This is a genomic window from Paenibacillus sp. D9, assembly GCF_001188365.1.
In the GTDB taxonomy this organism is placed as follows: domain Bacteria; phylum Bacillota; class Bacilli; order Paenibacillales; family Paenibacillaceae; genus Paenibacillus_O; species Paenibacillus_O humicus.
In genome coordinates, this window is sequence record NZ_JZEJ01000001.1 from 1,298,318 (window position 1) to 1,317,445 (window position 19,128).

Annotated in this window: 18 protein-coding genes; 5 read left to right on the forward strand and 13 right to left on the reverse strand. The window is 62.8% G+C overall.

Annotation, left to right across the window (positions count from 1 at the left end):
- Positions 1 to 176 precede the first annotated feature (176 nt).
- The 8 genes from acpP to VE23_RS06090 form a co-directional block, all read right to left on the reverse strand.
- A complete protein-coding gene (gene acpP, locus VE23_RS06055; protein ID WP_021880976.1) occupies positions 177 to 410 on the reverse strand; it encodes an acyl carrier protein in 234 nt (77 codons plus the stop codon).
- 196 nt (positions 411 to 606) lie between these two features.
- Positions 607 to 1,356 (reverse strand): 3-oxoacyl-[acyl-carrier-protein] reductase, encoded by a 750-nt coding sequence (fabG, locus tag VE23_RS06060; protein WP_021880975.1) that lies wholly within the window; start codon positions 1,354 to 1,356, stop codon positions 607 to 609.
- Positions 1,357 to 1,426: 70 nt separating this feature from the next.
- A complete protein-coding gene (fabD, locus tag VE23_RS06065; protein ID WP_021880974.1) occupies positions 1,427 to 2,362 on the reverse strand; it encodes an ACP S-malonyltransferase in 936 nt (311 codons plus the stop codon).
- 55 nt (positions 2,363 to 2,417) lie between these two features.
- Positions 2,418 to 3,404: a beta-ketoacyl-ACP synthase III gene (locus tag VE23_RS06070; RefSeq protein ID WP_048744875.1), complete on the reverse strand. Its 987-nt coding sequence runs from the start codon at positions 3,402 to 3,404 to the stop codon at positions 2,418 to 2,420.
- Positions 3,401 to 4,402, reverse strand: a complete 1,002-nt coding sequence (gene plsX, locus VE23_RS06075; protein WP_048744876.1) for a phosphate acyltransferase PlsX — start codon at positions 4,400 to 4,402, stop codon at positions 3,401 to 3,403. The genes VE23_RS06070 and plsX overlap by 4 nt, the downstream gene beginning before the upstream one ends.
- A gap of 1 nt (position 4,403) precedes the next feature.
- Positions 4,404 to 4,985 (reverse strand): transcription factor FapR, encoded by a 582-nt coding sequence (gene fapR, locus VE23_RS06080; protein WP_174806366.1) that lies wholly within the window; start codon positions 4,983 to 4,985, stop codon positions 4,404 to 4,406.
- Between the two features lie 213 nt (positions 4,986 to 5,198).
- Positions 5,199 to 5,372 (reverse strand): 50S ribosomal protein L32, encoded by a 174-nt coding sequence (rpmF, locus tag VE23_RS06085; protein WP_021880971.1) that lies wholly within the window; start codon positions 5,370 to 5,372, stop codon positions 5,199 to 5,201.
- A 55-nt stretch (positions 5,373 to 5,427) separates the two neighbouring features.
- A complete protein-coding gene (locus VE23_RS06090; protein WP_048744877.1) occupies positions 5,428 to 5,931 on the reverse strand; it encodes a YceD family protein in 504 nt (167 codons plus the stop codon).
- A 134-nt stretch (positions 5,932 to 6,065) separates the two neighbouring features.
- Between VE23_RS06090 and VE23_RS06095 the strand changes: the two genes are divergently transcribed.
- A complete protein-coding gene (locus VE23_RS06095; protein WP_049867558.1) occupies positions 6,066 to 7,331 on the forward strand; it encodes a nucleotidyltransferase in 1,266 nt (421 codons plus the stop codon).
- 76 nt (positions 7,332 to 7,407) lie between these two features.
- Here the strand turns inward: VE23_RS06095 and VE23_RS06100 are convergent, their stop codons facing one another.
- Positions 7,408 to 8,607, reverse strand: a complete 1,200-nt coding sequence (locus VE23_RS06100) for a S16 family serine protease (protein ID WP_157053915.1) — start codon at positions 8,605 to 8,607, stop codon at positions 7,408 to 7,410.
- Between the two features lie 183 nt (positions 8,608 to 8,790).
- Between VE23_RS06100 and VE23_RS06105 the strand changes: the two genes are divergently transcribed.
- On the forward strand, positions 8,791 to 9,987 hold the full coding sequence (locus VE23_RS06105; protein ID WP_049867560.1) for a hypothetical protein: 1,197 nt from the start codon (positions 8,791 to 8,793) through the stop codon (positions 9,985 to 9,987).
- Between the two features lie 18 nt (positions 9,988 to 10,005).
- Here the strand turns inward: VE23_RS06105 and coaD are convergent, their stop codons facing one another.
- Complete coding sequence (coaD, locus tag VE23_RS06110; protein ID WP_083436665.1) at positions 10,006 to 10,557, reverse strand: pantetheine-phosphate adenylyltransferase; 552 nt, start codon at positions 10,555 to 10,557, stop codon at positions 10,006 to 10,008.
- The gene (gene rsmD / locus VE23_RS06115; protein WP_021881645.1) at positions 10,547 to 11,134 is read right to left on the reverse strand and encodes a 16S rRNA (guanine(966)-N(2))-methyltransferase RsmD; all 588 of its coding nucleotides are present in this window, start codon (positions 11,132 to 11,134) and stop codon (positions 10,547 to 10,549) included. The genes coaD and rsmD overlap by 11 nt, the downstream gene beginning before the upstream one ends.
- Before the next feature lie 472 nt (positions 11,135 to 11,606).
- Between rsmD and VE23_RS06120 the strand changes: the two genes are divergently transcribed.
- Positions 11,607 to 13,367, forward strand: coding sequence for a fibronectin type III domain-containing protein (locus VE23_RS06120; protein ID WP_374725898.1), 1,761 nt, complete (start codon positions 11,607 to 11,609; stop codon positions 13,365 to 13,367).
- 116 nt (positions 13,368 to 13,483) lie between these two features.
- Here VE23_RS06120 and pruA read toward each other — a convergent pair whose 3' ends face one another.
- Positions 13,484 to 15,031, reverse strand: coding sequence for an L-glutamate gamma-semialdehyde dehydrogenase (gene pruA / locus VE23_RS06125; protein WP_049867561.1), 1,548 nt, complete (start codon positions 15,029 to 15,031; stop codon positions 13,484 to 13,486).
- A 138-nt stretch (positions 15,032 to 15,169) separates the two neighbouring features.
- Here pruA and VE23_RS06130 point away from each other — a divergent pair, with 138 nt between their 5' ends.
- Together VE23_RS06130 and rocF are read left to right on the forward strand one after the other, a co-directional pair.
- Complete coding sequence (locus tag VE23_RS06130; RefSeq protein ID WP_049867562.1) at positions 15,170 to 16,102, forward strand: proline dehydrogenase family protein; 933 nt, start codon at positions 15,170 to 15,172, stop codon at positions 16,100 to 16,102.
- Positions 16,103 to 16,141: 39 nt separating this feature from the next.
- On the forward strand, positions 16,142 to 17,044 hold the full coding sequence (gene rocF / locus VE23_RS06135; RefSeq protein ID WP_049869647.1) for an arginase: 903 nt from the start codon (positions 16,142 to 16,144) through the stop codon (positions 17,042 to 17,044).
- A 10-nt stretch (positions 17,045 to 17,054) separates the two neighbouring features.
- Here rocF and VE23_RS06140 read toward each other — a convergent pair whose 3' ends face one another.
- Complete coding sequence (locus VE23_RS06140; protein ID WP_084781689.1) at positions 17,055 to 18,785, reverse strand: ribonuclease J; 1,731 nt, start codon at positions 18,783 to 18,785, stop codon at positions 17,055 to 17,057.
- Between the last annotated feature and the right edge of the window lie 343 nt (positions 18,786 to 19,128).

A 19,128-nucleotide genomic window follows, 5' to 3' on the forward strand; every position in this document is an offset into this window, starting at 1 on the left:
GTTAGTGAGTTCGGATATGGCGCCTCGGTCCCGATCCGGGACGAGCGCATGTGCGGATGACGTTTGGAGAATCAGGGAGAGAATGGCCGCCGATCAAACGGGTTGAAGGGGCCGCGGGATAATCTTGCGGTGATGAAGAGAGAAGTCCCGTCGTGAAACGGGACTCTCGTGGACAATTACGTATGAGATTGTATGTAATTGACTACTTCTCCCACCGTCGTGATTTTCTCCGCATCTTCATCAGAGATTTCCAGGTCGAATTCATCTTCAAGCTCCATGACGAGTTCAACGACGTCTAACGAGTCAGCGCCGAGGTCATCCTTGAAAGAAGCTTCGAGGGTAACTTCCGCCTCGTCTACGCCAAGACGATCCACTACGATGCGTTTGACGCGATCCACTACTTCGGACATCCGGTTCACCTCCTCCATGGTATTATACGAGAATCCAATTTAAAATGCCAGACCGCAAACGTTTCCTTGCCGCCGGCGGCCGCTTTCCGCCCGGAAGGCCAGGACAGCCCCGGTCCATCGGCTTGTCCCGTCCCGCCAGGCGCGTGGAATGCCCGCCGATCGCCGGCAGCGACTTATCATTTCCCGAGTGCCGTCATTACATGTACATGCCGCCGTCGACATGCACCGTCTGGCCGGTCATATAGGAAGCCTCGGACGACGCCAGGAAACGGACGGCGGCCGCGATGTCCTCCGGCTTGCCGAGACGGGCGAGCGGAATGCCGCCCATCATGGATCCTTTGACATCCTCGGGAAGCTTGTCCGTCATTTCCGTCTCGATAAAGCCCGGAGCGATGCAGTTCACCGTAATTCCGCGCGAGCTCAGCTCGCGGGCGGCGGACTTGGTGAGGCCGATGACACCGGCCTTGGCGGCGACGTAGTTGGCCTGGCCCGGATTTCCCATCGCACCGACAACGGAAGAGATGTTGATGATCCGACCGGAACGCTGCTTCATCATCGGACGGGTAACGGCCTTGATGCCGTTGAAGACGCCCTTCAGATTCGTTTCAATGACCTGGTCGAACTCTTCTTCCTTCATCCGCATGATCAGGTTGTCGCGCGTGATGCCGGCGTTGTTGACGAGGATGTCGAGCTTTCCGAAGGCGTCCAGGACGGACTTGACCATTTCGTCGAACTCGGCGGCCTTGCCTACGTTGGCTTTGAGGATCACCGCTTTGCGGCCGAGGGCTTCGATAGCGGCTGCCGTATCCGCCGCCGCCGCCTCGCTGCCGGAATAATTGACCGCGACGTCGGCGCCGGCTTCTGCCAGGGCGATCGCGATCGCGCGGCCGATGCCGCGGGAAGCGCCTGTCACGAGGGCCGTGCGGCCCGACAAGTCTGCAAACATGGCGTGTTCCTCCTATCTGAATGACTGCTGATGCTGCCGGCGCAGGCATGAGCCTGGCGCAAGCTGTATTCTAGGCAAGCTCCTGGATCGCGGCCGCAAGCGAATCGGCGCTGTTCACGCCGATGACGCGAGCTCCGCGGTCCGTCTTCTTGATGAGCCCCGCCAGAACGGTTCCCGATCCGATCTCGACGAATGTGTCCACTCCCTCGGCGATCAGCATCCGGACCGTATCTTCCCACAGTACGGGAGAATAGACCTGCTCCACGAGCAGCCTGCGGATGTCGCCGGCCGCCTGTACGGCTGCCGCGTTCACATTGGCGACGACAGGGTACTGAGCGTCCTTGATCTCGACCTGCTCCAAAACCTCGGCCAGCCTCGCAGCTGCAGGCTTCATCAGGGAAGAATGGAAGGGGCCGCTCACTTCGAGCGGAACCGCCCGCTTGGCTCCGGCCTCCTTGACCCTCTCAACAGCTGCCGCAACGCCCTCTGCGCTGCCCGACACGACGATTTGTCCCGGGCAGTTGACGTTGGCCAGCTCCACCGGCCTGCCTTCGGCCGAGATTGAAGCGCACAGATCCGCGAGCGGTCCGCGCTCGGCGCCGAGAACGGCCGCCATGGCGCCCTGTCCGCCAGGAACGGCCTGCTCCATGAACTCGCCTCTCGCGCGGACGGTGCGGACCGCATCGGCGAAGCCGAGCGAGCCTGCGGCCACCAGCGCGCTGTATTCGCCCAGGCTGTGGCCCGCGGCGTAAGCCGGCAAAATGCCGGCTTCCTTGAATGCTTCCAGGAAGGCAACGCTCGTCGTCAGCAGCGCGGGCTGCGTGTTGGCCGTCTGCTTGAGAGCCTCGTCAGGACCGTTGAAGACAATATCGGACAGCGGGAAGCCCAGTGCCGCGTCGGCTTCGTCGAAGACGGCTTTGGCGCGGGCGTTGGATTCGTACAGATCCCGTCCCATGCCGACCGCCTGTGCTCCCTGCCCCGGAAATACGAATGCGATTTTGCTCAAAGATGCTCCTCCGATCAAATGGTTTCCTTCACGGAAATTCGCCTGAAGGGCCTGCTTACCAGACCAGGACCGCCGCTCCCCAGGTAAGGCCGCCGCCGAAGCCCACCATAAGCAGCGTGTCTCCCTCGGATACCCGGCCTTGCTCGACGGCGTCGCAAAGGGCAAGCGGAATCGATGCGGCGGACACATTGCCGTAGCGGTCGAGGTTGATGACGGCCTTCTCCTCCGGCAGGTCGAGCCGGTTCAGCGCCGCCTGGATGATGCGGATGTTGGCCTGGTGCGGAATGAGCAGGTCGATGTCCTGCTTGGTCAGGCCGGCTTTGCGCAGAGCGTCGTCGGCCGCGGCGCCCATGACCCGGACAGCGAACTTGAAGACGTCGTTTCCGGCCATCTTGAGGAAATGATGCTTCTGCTCCACCGACTCCGCCGTAGACGGAATGCGCGAGCCGCCTCCGGGAATCTTGAGCAGATGGCCGCCGGAGCCGTCCGAGCCGAGATCGAAGGACTTGAAGCCGCGGCCGGCCGGCACTTCGCCGAGCACGACAGCGCCCGCTCCGTCGCCGAACAGGATGCATGTATTGCGGTCCGTGTAATCCGTAATCCGCGAGAGGCATTCGGCCCCGACGACGAGCACGTTCTTGTACATGCCGGTCGCAACCATGTTGGCTGCCGTCGCCAGGCCGTAGATGAAGCCCGAGCATGCGGCGGACAGGTCGAACGCGGCTGCGCGCTTGGCGCCGAGCCGATCCTGGAGCAGGCTGGCCGTGGACGGGAAGAACATGTCCGGGGTAATGGTCGCAACCACGATCAAGTCCAGGTCCTCCGCCGTAATGCCCGCGCTGTCAAGCGCCTTGACGGAAGCCTCGTAGGCGAGATCGGAGGTCGCCTGCTCCGGCGCCGCGATGCGGCGTTCCCGCATGCCGGTGCGGGTGACGATCCACTCGTCGTTCGTCTCCACCATCTGCTCGAGCTCTTTATTGGTCAACACTCGTTCCGGAACGTATTTGCCCGTACCGATAATACCGACTGGGATTAGATTCATGATAAGTCCTCTTTTCCGCTGATTTCCGCGGCTACCGTCTCGATAAGGCCGGCTTGCAGCGCAGTCCGGGCTTGCCGGACCGCGTTCTTGACGGCGGCCGCATTGGAGGAGCCGTGGCATTTGACGACTAGGCCGTTCAAGCCGAGAAGCGGTGCTCCTCCGTGATGGGAGTAGTCCATCTTGTCGCGAAGGCCCTTGAGCCCCGGCATCATGATGGCTGCGGCAAGCTTCGTCATCAGGGACTTCGTGAAAGCTCCCTTGATCTCCTTCATGACGGCGCCTGCCGTGCCCTCCATCGTCTTGAGCAATATATTGCCGGCGAATCCGTCGCAGACCATGACGTCGCAGTTGCGCTGCATGACGTCCCTGGATTCCACGTTGCCGATGAAATGAACGGGCGCCGCCTCGATCAAGCCGTAGGCCGCCTTCGTCAGCTCGTTGCCCTTGGAAGCTTCGGTGCCGACGTTGAGCAGCCCGACACGCGGCCGCTCGATGCCTTCGACCTTGGAGCGGTAAATGCTCCCCATCACGGCATACTGCATCAGATGCTCGGGCTTGGCATCCATATTGGCGCCGAGATCCAGAGCGAGCACGCCTACATTGTCCATCGTCGGCAGCACGGTCGTCAGCGCAGGCCGCTCGATTCCGGGCATGCGGCCGACGACAAGCAGGCCTGTTGTCATCAGAGCGCCCGTATTGCCGGCCGACAGCATGGCATCGACGGATTTTTCCTTCAGCATCCGTCCGGCCACCACCATCGAGGCGTCCTTTTTGCGGCGGACCGCTTTTACCGGCTCTTCGTCGCTGTCTATTTTCTCGGATGCATGCTGGACCGTCAGGTTGGCCGCCGACTGCCCGTCAAGGGCAGCCTCGATCGCAGCCTCATCCCCCACAAGCAGGATTTCCGTATCCGGCCACTGACGGGCCGCTTCCAGCGCGCCCAGCACGATCTGGGCAGGCGCATGGTCGCCTCCCATCGCATCGATGGCAATTCTCACGCTATTCTCCTCCTTCTGGCGCGGCCGCCTCTCCCCCCGAACGATGGATGACGAAATGGCCTTCGAACACCATCTCGTCTCCGACATAGGAGAATACCTCCACCTTCGCCTTGCTCCGCTGCCCTGTATTGGAGCGGACGTAAGCTTTGGCGATGCATTTCTCCCCCAGCCGGACGGACCGGAGAAAACGGATGTCGGCGGTAGCCGTCAAAGCGATCTCGTCGTTGATCACGGCGACGGCAAGAGAGTTGGCCTGGGCGAAAATATGATGGCCCCTCGCAATGCCGGTCCGCGAGAACGAATGCTCCTCGCCGATTTCGAACAGGGAAATTCCGCTTTTGTCGAGCTGCAGATCGACGATCTCGCCGATGACCTCGTCCAGCGGAAGCGAACGAACGGCATCGTAGGAGCGCTCGGCCATCAGCTTCATCCGCTCGCGCAGCTCCGGAATGCCGAGCTCCATCCGGTCCAGCCGGATCGTCTGTATGCTTACTCTAAGCAGCCTAGTCAGCTCCCGATCCGTGACGAACGGATTGTCGTCCAACAGGCCCAGCAGCTGCTGGTGCCGCTGCTTCTTCGGCAGGCGCTCGATACCGCCACCACCTTCGACCGTCTCATTTTTAACACCTGGTACCAATTCAGTATATAGAAAATCGCCGATGGTCGCAATGGACTCCCCGCACCCTGCCGCCTGACGGTCTTCAAGCCGGGCGTCGCCTATTCCGGGCAATAAAAAACGCTCCGCCACGGAGGCGGAGCGCTTCGAAAATGTTCCCGTGACGGGAACGGCAAGAGACTACTGGGAAATAACCTCTTTGGTTTTGTAGTATCCGCATACTTTGCAAACATGGTGAGCCAGCTTGAGCTCTCCGCACTGCTCGCATTTCACCATGCCCGGCACTGCAAGCTTGAAGTGCGTGCGGCGTTTGTCGCGGCGGGTTTTGGACGTTCTACGTTGTGGTACTGCCATTGTCTAACACCTCCTTAAAAGAATGGGCGGCTTCCGCCGACAATCATGCCAAGTCCTACTCCAGAAGCTTCTTAAGCGCCTCGAACCTCGGATCGATCACATCCTGGGAACAGCCGCATGATTGCTCGTTGAGATTGATCCCGCAATCCGGACAAAGCCCCTTGCAGTCGTCGCTGCATAGTGGAGACATCGGAAGATAGAGAAGCATGGTTCCCTCGACATAAGGCCTCAGGTCGACCTTGTCCTCTTCCACGATGATGAGATCTTCGTCCTCGTTAATGTCCTTCGCCGCGGATACATGGGCAAACCGTTCTTCGATCGGAATGACGATATGCTCCTCGGCCGGCTCCAGGCATCGGGAACAAGCCATTTTGAGATCGGCGCTAAGCTCTCCGCTTACCTGCGCGGTCCCGTCGAAAGGACGGACGGCAAGGCTGGCGCGAAGCGGACTAGCGGACAGGACGTCCTTGCGGTCGCCCAAAAGCTCCTGCATGTCCAGCTCTTCGTTGAAGCTGTGCTCGACCCCTTTGGAAACAACTTCCATAACACGAAATTCCATAAGATCACTCCAAACAAACAAAATTTATTATATCGAGCGCGGGAACCATTTGTCAACCAAAAGCCCTCCGATTACCGCTCGGGACATTTCATGCTATAGTAAAGCGGAAATCTGCCGATTTGTCGAGGTGTAATATGCGCACAGCTGGTCTTATCGTCGAGTATAACCCTTTTCACAACGGCCATGCCTATCATTTGCAAAAATCCGTAGAAGCGGCGGGCGCCGATGCCGTCGTCGCCGTCATGAGCGGCCATTTCCTGCAGCGCGGCGAACCCGCGCTCATGGACAAGTGGGCGCGGGCGCGCACCGCTCTGCTGGGAGGCTGCGACCTCGTGCTGGAGCTGCCGCTCGCCTATTCCGTGCAGCCTGCCGAATGGTTCGCGCACGGGGCCGTCGCGGTGCTGGAGTCGACCGGCGTCGTCGACGCGTTCTGCTTCGGCAGCGAGAGCGGCAGGCTTGAGCCGCTGAGCCGCGCAGCCGGCCTGCTGGCGGACGAGCCGGACGAATTCCGCGCCCTGCTGCGGCATCGTCTCGGAGAAGGCGCGCCTTATCCTTCCGCGTATTCCTTTGCCCTGATGGAGTATATGGCCCGGTCCGGTGACGCCGCCGATCTGGGACTGTCTCCGGAGGAGCTTGCGCTTCCGAACCAGACGCTCGGCCTTCATTACCTGATCGCCCTGCGGCGGCTGAAGGGACGGATGGAGCCGCTTACGATCCGCCGCGAAGGAGCCGGCTACCACGATCCGGTAGCGGAATCCGGCTCCATCGCAAGCGCGACCGCCCTGCGCAAGAAGCTGTCGGAAGGGAGCAGCCTTTCCTCGCTTGCGCCGTTCGTGCCTCCCGGTACGATCGAGGTGCTGGAGCAACAATGGCAGGAAGGAAACGCTCCGCGCTCCTGGGACGATTATTTTCCCCAGCTGCTGCACCGGATCCTGACGGATGCGCCCGCTTCGCTCGCCGGCATCCTCGGCATGGGCGAAGGACTGGAGCATCGCCTGCTGTCAAGCCTCCGGGAGCTGCCTGCCGCCGGCATGGAGGCGCTGCTGCAGGCGATGAAAACGAAGCGCTACACGAGAACCCGGCTCCAGCGCGCCCTCCTCGGCGTGCTGCTGGACCTGCGCAAGGATGAGCTGTCTCCCGAGCGGCTGAACGGAGGGCCGGGCTACATCCGCGTGCTCGGCTTCACCCCCAAGGGCCGGGAGCTGCTGGCCCGGATGAGGCGCTCCGCTTCGGCTCCCGTTCTGCTCAGCGCGGCGAGAGCTCCGCAAGGGCTCTCCATGCTGGAGCTGGACGTGCGGGCGACAGCGGTGTACGCTTCCGCCGGCCGCGGCGGAATGGCCCCGCCCGGGCCGAAAGAGCTGTTCCGCGACTATTACGAGCCTCCCGTCCGTCTGGAGTGAGCTGCCTTCGTTCCGCTCATTCAGCACGGAGCGGAACGAAAGGGTCGCCGAACCATCCTTCTTGGAAAACTGCCGGTCACGGGAAAAAGGACTGCTCCCGCAGCGCCGCCTGCGCGGCGACAGCTTCCGCCGCAGCCTCCAGCGTCGCGGCCGCGGCGATCTTCATCCGCGTTTGCAGCCGCAGCGCCGACGCTTCGGCCTCTCGCCTCTCCTGCGGAGGGACGAGGAACAGATCGGCTCCGGCAGCCGCTGCGGCTGCGACCTTCTGGGCGACGCCGCCGACAGCTCCGACCGAGCCGTCCGGCGACATCGTTCCGGTTCCGGCAACCTTCAGGCCGCCGGTGCCGTCTCCCGCCGTCAGGCGATCGTACACGGCCAGCGCCATCATCAATCCTGCGGACGGCCCGCCGGCGGAGGCTTCCTTCCATTCCAGCGGGAGTCCGGTTTCCCCGTCTTCGATGACTCGCAGTTCTCCCCATGTCGGAGCGCCCGCTGCATTTGCAGCGGGCGCTTTTTCGGCTTCCGTTCCAGCTTCCGTTCCAGCTTCCGTTCCAGCTTCCGTTCCGGCTTGCGGCTCCTTGCCGGCAGCCAATCGCTTCAGTCCTTCGGCATACGCGCCCAGTTCGTCGCGGTTCATATCTACATGAACGGCAATTGTCCGCGAACCGCGCGCAAGCTCCATGATGACGCCTCCGCCAGCGGCGGCGGCATCCAGGCAGGCAGCCAGACCGGACAAGGATTTCACGGGACTTCCGGCGCGGCCCGCGACGAGATCGCCCGCCGCGAGCTCCGCCCCTCTACCCAAGCGGCCCCCCTCCAGAACGACGGCCTTCTCCGGGATGCGGAGATAAGAAACGCCGGACAGCCGGTATGCAGCCTCGGCGGCGTCGGCTTGGGACGCTTCCATGACCAGCTTCATGCCGGCCATGTAATCGGCCTCGGACTCGCCCCTCAGCAAAGCCCTCTTCTCCATCACCCGACTGCCCTTGAAAAGCCAAGCGGCCGCCGCTTCGGCGGCGCTGGCATCATCGACCCGGATGGCGGTATACAGCCAGCTCCCCTTGCCGCTCCCTGACTGGCCCGGCGGGAGCAGCTCGGCCGCATCCAGCGCAAAGCCCGGCTTCACGATGTAATAGGGACGCGGCACGGCGCAAAGCAGCAGGACCGCGCCTAAAGCGGCAAGCGTCAGCAGCCTGCGGGCGGCTCCCGCTGATTGCCCCCGGGATCCGGCGTCCGGCAATGGGCCGTCCGGCATTGGGGCTGATTTGGAGCGCATGGAGCAAAGCCTCCTTCTTGTTGATCGCAGCTGCGGGCAGCGAGGCGGGCGCCCCCGAGGAGACCGGCCCTTCCAGGCATGGGCGCGGACGTTCTAACCTGTCCGCGCGAGGCGTATAGTTAGGTACCGTTTGTACGCGGACAACCATCGGCAGACCATTCCATTCCGCTAGGAGGCTCCCTCATGCTGCGTACCCTGCTAACCGCCTGCGCCGCCATCCTGCTCGTCGCAGCCATCGTCGGAGGAACGTCCGAAGCGTTTCAAGCCTCGCTCTCCGGCCTGTCCCTCTGGTGGAACTTCGTCTTCCCCTCGCTGCTGCCTTTCCTCGTGCTGGCCGAGCTGATGCTCGCCTTTGGCCTCGTCGACGCCATCGGAGCCATGCTGGCTCCGCTGACGACAAGGCTGCTTCGGCTTCCCGGAGCGGCAGGCTGGGGCCTCGTCCAAGGCTGGACCGGAGGCTTCCCTGCCGGAGCCCAGGCAGCGGCCTCGCTTGTGTCCAGCGGACGCCTGACGCGCTCGGAAGGACAGCGGCTGCTCGCCGCCGCCCATCTCCCCAATCCGCTCTTCGTCATCGTTGTCGTCGGCGCCGGCTTCCTCCATCAGCCTCGGTTCGGGCTCATGCTCATACCCGTGCTGTGGCTGTCCAGCCTCATCGCCGGCATGATCGTCAGCATCGGAATCCGGAAGCCTGCGGCAGTCCCCCTGTTGGAGCAGCAAGCCCAGGCGGAGGGCGACAAAGGAGCGGCCTGGCGCATTGTGCTCGCCATGGAAGAAGGCAGGAAGCGGGACGGCCGCTCCTTCGGCAAAGCTTTGGGCGACGGCGTCGCCGGCGCCGTGCAGCAGCTCATGAACGCCGGCGGACTCATCATTCTGGCCGCCGTCGTCATCCGGCTGCTGCAGCCTTTTCTTCCCGAAGCCGTTCAAGGGCCGCTCCTGATCTCGCTCGCGGAAGTCCATCTCGGCACGAACGCCCTCGCCAGCTGGCACGCTCCCGAGCCGTCCTCCCTGCTGCAGACGGCAGCCATCGCCGCAGCGCTCTCGTGGGGCGGGCTCTGCTCCTTGCTCCAAGCGGCCGGAACGTCGTCGGGCACCGGACTGCGGCTGCTCCCGCTGGCTGGAGCCCGGCTGCTCGCCTCCGCCATCGCCGCCGGCTTGACGCTCGTGCTATGGATACCGCTGAGCGCGCTGGCCTCCTATGCCGAGACGGCCGTTTCATCCGCGCGCCCAGCTTTCCTCATTCCCGGCATATCCGGCTGGGAGCAAGCTCTTCCGGCTTCTCTCTGGCCGTCCCTGCCTTATTCCGCCGCAGCCTGGGCCGTCGTTCTGGCAGCCCTGCTCCTTCTCTCGGCCGCCGTCCGCGGACTGCGCCGCCGAGCCTAGCGGCAACAGACCGGCCGCTCAAGGCTGCCGGTCTGCGTATTTGCGTTCAAGCTCCCTCTCGACTTCCGGCGGAACGAGATCCTTGACGCTTCCATGGAAGCGGGCGATCTCCTTGACGATGCTGGAGCTGAGATACGAGTATTTGGGATTCGTCATCATGAAGATCGTCTCGATGTCGCCGTCGAGCTGATGGTTCATCGACGCCAGCTGCAGCTCGTATTCGAAGTCCGTCACCGACCGGATGCCCCTCACGATCGTGCGCGCTCCGCGCGAGCGCATGAAGCGGACGGTCAGGTCGCGGAAGCTGTCGATCTCCACGTTGGGGATGTCACGGGTGATCTCCGCCAGCAGCTCGAGACGCTCCTCGACGGAGAACAGCGGGTTTTTGCTCGTGTTGTTCAGAACGGCCACGATAACCGTATCGAATTGCCTGGCCGCCCGCTGGATGATGTCGAGATGCCCGCATGTGACGGGGTCGAAGCTTCCCGGGTAGACAGCCACCCTGCCGCTAAGGATCAATCCGTCCTCTTCCTTCAAGCCGTCCTGCGTACCGCCCGAATTAGTTCCCATCTGCATCCGCAACCTCCGTCTGTTCGGGCCGATACCGGTATACGGTCACGGCCGTCTCGCCATATTGCACTCTTCTCGTCTGTTGGCAGCCGCCGATGACTTCGGGGTATGCATGCCCTGCGTCGTGCTCCACCACAATCACCGCATCGTCAGCGAGCAGCCGACGCTCCTGCAGCTCCATCATCTGCGCATCCATATGGGTCAGCCGGTAAGGCGGATCCAGGAATACGGCCGCAAAAGCTATTCCCCGCTTCGCGAGCGCCTTGACCGCCCTTCCGGCGTCGTTCGTATATATTTCGGCGCGCCCGGACATGCCTGCCGCCTCCACATTGGCCTTGACGACCGCAATGCTCGTCCGGTCCTGGTCGACGAAGACCGCCTTGTCCATGCCGCGGCTCAGCGCCTCGATGCCCAGGCCTCCCGTGCCGGCGAACAGGTCCAGCGCCCATCCCCCTTCAAAATAAGGGCCGATCATGCTGAACACGGCTTCCTTCACCTTGTCGGTCGTCGGACGCGTATTCATGCCCGGCACCGCCTTCAGCGGCCTGCCCTTGGCCTCGCCCGCGATTACTCTCATTCGTGCCTGCCCCTCCTGCTTCTAACGGCTTCCGCCGCCCATTTGCCCTGCTATCGTACCACAACCGCCGATGCGTTTGGAAGCGTGCCCGGCTGCCCGCGCCGGGCCTGTCCCGGGAATGCGCCGACGCCTCTCCATGCCTTTCAAGAGGAAATTATCCCCTGTACGATCGTAACTTCTCCCTTCTGCCGGCTGTCTGAGCCCCTGATAATAGAATCAGCGTCAAGGACCCGGCGCCGAAGACGCCTCGTTTCCCTCTCGTTCCCATTCCTGCGAAAGGAGGCTTGGTCCGGCTGCCGAAACAGGCAGCCCGCGAGCAGGTTCAGCCGCTTGACCGCAGCGGCGCTAAGCCCGTTTCCCGAATCCCGAATCCTTTAGAGGAGGTTTCATCATGTACGCTTATCCATCTTCCACGACGCGAAGACCGCTGCTGGCCGCCTGGCTCTGCCTGGCCGTCCTGGCGGCGTCGATTCTGAGCTCGGCCGCATTTCCGTCCCGCGCCTCGGCCGCTCCTGCAGGCGGCTACAAAATCGTCGGCTACTGGCACAACTTCGACAACGGCTCCGGCTTCATCCGCCTGCGCGACGTCTCGCCGGACTTCGACGTCGTCAACGTTTCCTTCGCGGAGCCGGTGGGAGGCAGCGCGACGGGCACCATCGGCTTCGCCCCCTACAACTATACCGAAGCGGACTTCAAGGCGGATGTCGCTTACTTGAAAAGCAAAGGAAAAAAAGTGCTCATCTCCATCGGTGGCGCCAACGGACAAGTCCAGCTTGCGACCGCGGCGGCAAGAGACGCCTTTGTATCCTCGGTAACCGGAATCATCGACAAATACGGCTTCGACGGCCTCGACGTCGACTTCGAGGGACATTCCCTCTATTTGAACGCCGGCGACTCGGACTTCCGCAATCCGACAACGCCTGTCGTCGTCAACCTGATCAGCGCCCTGAAGTCGATCAACGGCAAGTACGGAACCGATAAGTTCATTCTGACGATGGCCCCGGAAACGTTCTTCGTCCAGCTCGGCTATTCGTTCTACGGAGGCAGCTGCATCAGCTGCGACTCCCGTGCCGGAGCCTATTTGCCCGTCATCCACGCCACCCGGGACATCCTCGACTGGCTGCAGGTGCAAAATTACAATTCCGGCCCGATCACCGGCCTCGACGACCAATACCATACGATGGGCAACGCCGATTTCCATGTCGCGATGGCCGATATGCTGCTGACCGGCTTCCCCGTCGCCAAAAACGCCAGCCAGGTATTCCCTGCCCTCAAGCAGGAACAGGTCGTTCTCGGCTTGCCGGCCAACGGCAATGCCGGCGGCGGATTCACCTCGGCAGCGGATGTGCAGACGGCTCTCGACGCCCTCATCAAGGGCAAGCAGCTGTCGTCGTACAAAACGAGGGGCAGCTCGACCGGCTATCCGAACTTCGGCGGCCTGATGACCTGGTCGATCAATTGGGACAAATTCAACGGCTTCGAATTCTCCTCCAAGCACCGGGCCTATCTGAACGCGATCGCGCCGCAGGCTCCGGATACGCAGGCGCCGTCCGTTCCGGCCAATCTGGCGTCGACTGGCGTCTCCTCCACCAGCGTGTCGCTGTCCTGGAGCGCTTCGACCGACAATGCAGGCGTCACCGGATACGTCGTGAGCTACGGTACGGTACAGCTCAATGTGTCCGGAACTTCCGCCGTCGTCACCGGTCTGGCTCCGGATACAAACTATTCGTTCACCGTCAGGGCGAAGGATGCCGCCGGCAACCTGTCCGCCGCCAGCGCGGCGCTGAATGTGCGCACAAGCGCGGCTTCGGGCGACACGTCGCCTCCGACCGCGCCTAGCGGACTATCCGTCACCGGCAAAACGTCCGCCTCCATTTCTCTGTCCTGGACCGCGTCGACGGACAACGTCGGCGTGACGGGATACACCGTCGCCTACGGCACCCAGCAGCTGGCGGTAACCGGCACGAGCATTACCGTATCGGGCTTGACCGCCGGCACCTCCTACACGTTCACGGTCAAGGCCAAGGATGCCGCCGGCAACGTCTCCCCCGCCGCCACCGTGACGGCGTCCACCGATGCCGCCGGCGCGCAGGCTTGGGCTGCGGGCGTCGCCTACAAAACCGGCGACCTCGCCACCTACGGCGGCAAGACGTATTCATGCCGCCAGCCGCATACGTCGCTCCAGGGCTGGGAGCCTCCGAATGTCCCCGCTCTTTGGCTGCTCCAAGCCTAAAATCCGAGCCATCCATCATGGCTTGAAAAATGTGAAAAAGTCCGGACACAAGCGGTTTTCCCGCTGACGGTCCGGACTTTTTGGGCTGCGGCAGCCGCCTCTATCATTCTCGGTTCCTACAGCTTCTCCGATATCGCCTTCGCCTGCGTGAACTGCAGCAGATAATCGCTGCCGCCTGCCTTGGAATCCGTGCCGGACAGATTGAAGCCTCCGAACGGATGCACGCCGACGAGAGCGCCGGTGCATTTGCGGTTCAAGTACAGATTGCCGACATGGAAGGAGCGCCGGGCCTCTTCCAGATGCGCGCGCTTGCCGGAAAATACCGAGCCGGTAAGACCGTAGGCCGTATCGTTGGCGATGTCGAGCGCATCGGCATAATCATCCGCCTGGATGAACGCCAGCACGGGGCCGAAAATTTCCTCCTGGGCGACTCTCGCCTTGCGGTCCACCCCCTCGATGATCGTCGGCTGGGCAAAGTAGCCGAAGCTGTCGTCGGTGCCTCCTCCCCAGACGATCTTGCCTTCGCCGCTGCCGATCTCCACATAGTCCGCGATCTTGCCCAGAGCCGCCTTGTCGATGACCGGCCCCATGTCGGTGCCGTACTCGGCCGGATCTCCGACCCGCAGCCCCGAAGCGCGGCGCACCACGTCCTCCAGCACCCGGTCATAGACGTCGGCATGGATGATCGCGCGGGAGCAGGCGCTGCATTTCTGCCCCGAAAAGCCGAACGCCGAAGCTGCGATCGCCTCCGCGGCCGCCTCGAGATCGGCGCTTTTGTCCACGATGATCGCATCCTTGCCGCCTAGCTCCGCGACGACCCGCTTCATCCAGCGCTGTCCTTTGGCCAGCCGCGATGCTCTCTCGTGGATGCGCAGTCCCGTCTCCAGCGATCCCGTAAAGCTGATGAACCGGGTGAGGGGATGATCCACCAGCGCGTCGCCGATGGCCGATCCCGGTCCCGGCACGAACTGAATGACCTCCTCCGGCAGTCCCGCTTCCAGCAGCAGCGCGACGAACCTCGCTGCGATGACGGCTGTGGGACTCGCCGGCTTGAGCACGACCGGATTGCCGCAGACGAGCGCGGCCGCCGTCATGCCGGCCATGATCGCGAGCGGGAAGTTCCACGGCGGAATAACGACCCCTGTGCCGAGCGGAATGTAGAGAAGCTCGTTGTCTTCTCCCTGCAGGCGGATCAGCGGCTGCGGCGCGCCGATGCGCTCCGCCTCGCGGCCGTAATAGTCCAGAAAGTCGATCGCCTCCGCCGTATCGGCGTCGGCTTCCCCCCAAGGCTTGCCCGCCTCCAGCACCATGAGCGCGGAAAATTCGTGCTTGCGCCTTCTGAGCAGCGCCGCCGCGCGGTACAGAATCCGCGCCCTTGCGGCGAACGGCTCCCGCGCCCAGCCGGCTGCGGCGGCGTGGGCCGATTCCACCGCTTCCGCCGCCTGCCGCAGGTCCGCCTGGACGATCCGTCCGATCACCTCTCCATAACGCGCCGGGTTGAGAGAGTCTGCGGCATCTCCTTCCAGCCTCTCCTTGCCTCCGATCAGAAGCGGATAGGTTTGGCCCTGGCGTCCGCGCTCTTCACCGAGCGCCGCATGAAACAGCGAGCGGCTGCGGTCGTCGCGGAAATCGGTGAGCGGCTCGTTGCGGAACGGTTCCAGCATCTCTTTCGCCTCCGTATGTCCTTTTGGCTTGCAGTCATGGGTGTCGGGCACTCTGCCTATATATAATCATGACCGGCCTTGAACATGACTTGGAGCCGCTCGCGCCACAAGCGACGGCGGAGGGAGGGTGAGGGCTAGATGGGATTGGGCAACAAAATCTATCGTTCGGTGCTGCTTGGACTCGCCGGCAACGGCGCCGTGGAGGCTGCCGCCCATAAAGTCGGCATGAAGCTTGGAGCTTCCCGCTTCGTCGCCGGAACGACGCTGGACGAAGCGGTTGCAGCCGCGTGCCGATTGCGGGATAAAGGCATTCAGGTGTCGATGGATCATCTCGGGGAAGGAATCAAGACACTGGAAGAAGCGGATGCCTACCGGGACGCCTATATTGTGCTGCTGCAGCGGCTGCATCAGGAGGGCCTGTCCGGCAACGTCTCGCTGAAGCCGACGCAGATGGGGCTTGCGCTGGACGAAGCCTCCTGCCGGGAGCGGATCACGGCGATCGCCAGGGAAGCCAAGGCCAGAGGGGCGTTCGTGAGGCTGGACATGGAGAACAGTCCCTATACGGGACGCACGATCGAGATCGTGCGCCAGCTGCATAAAGAAGGACTGACCAATACCGGAACGGTCATTCAGGCCTATTTGTACCGGAGCGCCGAGGATGTGCGCAAGCTCAGCAACGCCCGCATCAATCTGAGGCTCGTGAAGGGGGCGTACAAGGAAAGCCGGGCGATCGCGTTCGCCAAGCCGGATACGGTCGCGGCCAGCTTCAAGCGGCTGATTCGGATGCGGCTGGACAGCGGCGTATACACCGCCGTGGCCACGCATGACGACGAGATCATCCGCTGGACCAAGGCTTATGCGGCCCGGCGCGGAGTCTCGAGGGGAGCGTTCGAGTTCCAGATGCTGTACGGCATGAGGATGTCCATGCAGGAGCAGCTTGCCGCGGAGGGCTATACCGTCCGCTGTTATGTGCCCTACGGAGAGCGGTGGTATCCGTATTTCGTCAGGAGGCTCGCGGAGCGCCCCGAAAATGCCGGCTTTGTCCTGAGGAACCTGTTCAAGCGGAACTGAAGGCAGGCTGCCTGACCCGACGAGAGGAGAATGCCGATGATGAATCCAACTGTGCCCGTCCGCATCCTGCCCGTGGCGTTCGATTACGGCGCCGGGCGCGGAGGCGCTGCAGCCGGTCCCGAAGCGCTGCTCCAGGCCGGCCTGGCCGAACGGCTTGCCGCCCTGGGCCGGCAAGCCGTTCGGCTGCCCCGCGTCCCGGCGGCGAGCTTGCAGGCCGATTTCCGAAGCGCTCCAGGCATGAAGCATTGGGGCCGGGTGCTGGGAATGGCCGAAGAAACCGCTGCGGCTGCCGCTGCGGCAGCCGACGGGGGCTTCCCCCTCATACTCGGCGGCGACCACAGCATCGCCATCGGGACCATAGCCGGCCTAGCCTTCCGCCGACAGAGGCTGGGCGTCCTGTGGATCGACGCCCATTCCGATCTCAATACCCCTTACACCACTCCGTCCGGCAATCTTCACGGCATGTCGCTCGCGGCCTGCCTCGGCTTCGGAGATCCGCACCTGGCTGCCGTCGGGGGCTATTCCCCGAAGCTTCAGCCGGAGCGCATCGTGCTGGTCGGAGCCCGTTCCCTCGACGAGGGGGAGCGGGAAATCATCGGCCGGCTCGGCATCGCCTGCTTCACCATGCACGACATCGACCGCAGGGGCATGGCCGACGTCATGAAGGAGGCGATCGCGATCGTCTCGAACGGATCGGACGGCGTCCATCTCAGCTTCGACATCGACAGCGTCGATCCCGGAGAGGCGCCAGGCACCGGCACGCCGGTGCGCGGCGGGCTGTCTTACCGCGAAGCCCATTTGGCCATGGAGCTGCTGCATGAAGCCGGCATTCTCACCTCGGCGGAGCTGGTCGAGGTCAACCCGCGGCTCGACAGCGGGAACCGGACGGCCCGCCTGGCGGTCGAGCTGCTGGCTTCCCTTTTCGGAGAGAAGATCCTCTAGCAGGCCGGCTCTATACCTCGATGACGATCGGCAGAATCATCGGCCTTCTTCTCGTCCGGGCGTAAATATAGCGGGCCAGATCGTCCTTGAGCGAACGCTTGACGAGATTCCACCGGCCCGGCTGTTCTTCTTCCAAGCCTTGCACCGTCTTCAGCACGAGCTCCTGGATGCCGGCCATCAGCTCCTCGTTGTCCCGGACGTACACGAAGCCGCGGGAGATGATTTCCGGCTTCGCCAGCATGCGCCCGTCGTACTCGCTCAGCGTCACCACGACGACAAGCATGCCGTCGCCGGACAGCTGCCTGCGGTCCCGCAGCACGATCTTGCCCACATCCCGTCCGAGGCCGTCGACCAGGCTGCTTCCGGCCGGAATCGATTTCCCCTTGCGCGCCTCGCCGTCTGCCAGCTCTACCGTATCGCCGTTGTTCAGGATGAAGACGCGCTCCTGCGGAATGCCGACCGCTTCCGCTAGCAAGCGATGCTGATGCAGCATCCGGAACTCTCCGTGGACCGGAATGAGATATCGCGGCTTCATCAAGGTCAGCATGAGCTTCAGCTCCTCCTGGCTGCCATGTCCAGACACATGCATGCCGGTCGCGCTTCCCGCTCCGTAAATGACGCTCGCCCCGATCTGGTACAGATGGTCGATGATTCGGGAGACGCTCCGCTCGTTGCCCGGAATTGCGCCGGCCGCAATGATCACGGTGTCCCCCGGAGCTATGGCCATCTGGCGGTGGCTCCCTGCGGCCAGCCTGGCAAGCGCCGCCATCGGCTCTCCCTGGCTGCCGGTGCACAGCACGGCAATCCGCTCCGGCGGATGATCCCCGGCTTCGCCAGCGTCGATGATCAGCTCCTCCGGCACGTTCAAGTACCCGAGAGAAGACGCGACATCCACTACATTCACCATGCTTCTCCCGAGCAGCACCAGCTTGCGGCCTGTCGCTGCCGAGGCGTCGACGACCTGCTGCACCCGGTTGACGTTGGAGGCGAAGGTGGACAGGAACACTCTCTGCTTCGCCTTGGAGAAGGCATCCAGAATATGGCCTCCGACTACCCTCTCCGAAGGCGTAAAGCCCGGCCGTTCGGCGTTGGTGCTCTCGGAGAGGAGCAGCTGGACTCCCTTGCTGCCGATGTCGGCCATCCGGTGCAGATCGGGATAGGGACCGCTGACCGGAGACATGTCGAACTTGAAATCCCCCGTATGCACGATCGTTCCCTGAGGGGTGTCAAAAACGATGCCCAGACAGTCCGGGATGCTGTGGCTGATCGTGAAAAAAGCCGTCCTGAAACAGCTGCCCAGCTCGACGGCCGAGTCTGCGTCAATGATATGAAGCTGCGCTCCGCCCATCAGGCCATGCTCCTTGAGCTTGATCTCGATCAGCCCCATCGTCAGCCTCGTCGCGTACACCGGCACAGGCAGCTGCTTCAATAAATAGGGGATGCCTCCGATATGGTCTTCATGTCCGTGCGTCACAAGAAGCGCCCTCACCTGGTCCTTGCGCTCGAGCAAATAGGACAGATCCGGCACGATCAGATCGACGCCGGGCTGGCTTTCGTCCGGAAACTTGGAGCCGCAGTCGATCAGGACGATATCGTCTCCGCACTGAAGCATGTACATGTTCTTGCCGATTTCGTTGACGCCTCCGAGAGCTGCCGCAAGCAGGCCGGAAGGCCGTCCCTGCCCTCCTGCCTCTTCAATTTCCGGCAAATGACCGCGCCGTTCTTCCTTGACTCCATCCATTCCGATTCCTCCGATTCGCTTCCTGCCGATGATGATATTGGGATTCCCGATTGTGCCGGACGAAATGCGCTTGGACGGAAAAATGAAAAAGCTGTCTAATGGGGTCCCATGCACGGCGAGAATTGCGCCCCTTAAGAAGGACCCTTTGAAACAAGCAGCCCTCTTGGGTGTCGAATGTGTTGTATCGGACAAGGATGCCTGGGGGCATTCAGCTCCTATGCGAACGCAAAGGGCTTAGCTCATTTACCGCTTCAATGGGGTTTCAACCAACTAGCTGCAACATTATTTGGCTTGGTTCTGTTATATAGACAGCAGAATATAGACAGCAAGTATATAGGCAGCA

Coding starts and splice junctions, on each gene's coding strand:
- VE23_RS06140 (WP_084781689.1), bottom strand. CDS start 18,785: ATGGATGGAGTCAAGGAAGAACGGCGCGGTCATTTGCCGGAAATTGAA.
- acpP (WP_021880976.1), bottom strand. CDS start 410: ATGTCCGAAGTAGTGGATCGCGTCAAACGCATCGTAGTGGATCGTCTT.
- fabG (WP_021880975.1), bottom strand. CDS start 1,356: ATGTTTGCAGACTTGTCGGGCCGCACGGCCCTCGTGACAGGCGCTTCC.
- VE23_RS06100 (WP_157053915.1), bottom strand. CDS start 8,607: ATGCGCTCCAAATCAGCCCCAATGCCGGACGGCCCATTGCCGGACGCC.
- rpmF (WP_021880971.1), bottom strand. CDS start 5,372: ATGGCAGTACCACAACGTAGAACGTCCAAAACCCGCCGCGACAAACGC.
- VE23_RS06095 (WP_049867558.1), top strand. CDS start 6,066: ATGCGCACAGCTGGTCTTATCGTCGAGTATAACCCTTTTCACAACGGC.
- rocF (WP_049869647.1), top strand. CDS start 16,142: ATGAATCCAACTGTGCCCGTCCGCATCCTGCCCGTGGCGTTCGATTAC.
- VE23_RS06130 (WP_049867562.1), top strand. CDS start 15,170: ATGGGATTGGGCAACAAAATCTATCGTTCGGTGCTGCTTGGACTCGCC.
- VE23_RS06105 (WP_049867560.1), top strand. CDS start 8,791: ATGCTGCGTACCCTGCTAACCGCCTGCGCCGCCATCCTGCTCGTCGCA.
- coaD (WP_083436665.1), bottom strand. CDS start 10,557: ATGGGAACTAATTCGGGCGGTACGCAGGACGGCTTGAAGGAAGAGGAC.
- pruA (WP_049867561.1), bottom strand. CDS start 15,031: ATGCTGGAACCGTTCCGCAACGAGCCGCTCACCGATTTCCGCGACGAC.
- VE23_RS06090 (WP_048744877.1), bottom strand. CDS start 5,931: ATGGAATTTCGTGTTATGGAAGTTGTTTCCAAAGGGGTCGAGCACAGC.
- VE23_RS06070 (WP_048744875.1), bottom strand. CDS start 3,404: ATGAATCTAATCCCAGTCGGTATTATCGGTACGGGCAAATACGTTCCG.
- rsmD (WP_021881645.1), bottom strand. CDS start 11,134: ATGAGAGTAATCGCGGGCGAGGCCAAGGGCAGGCCGCTGAAGGCGGTG.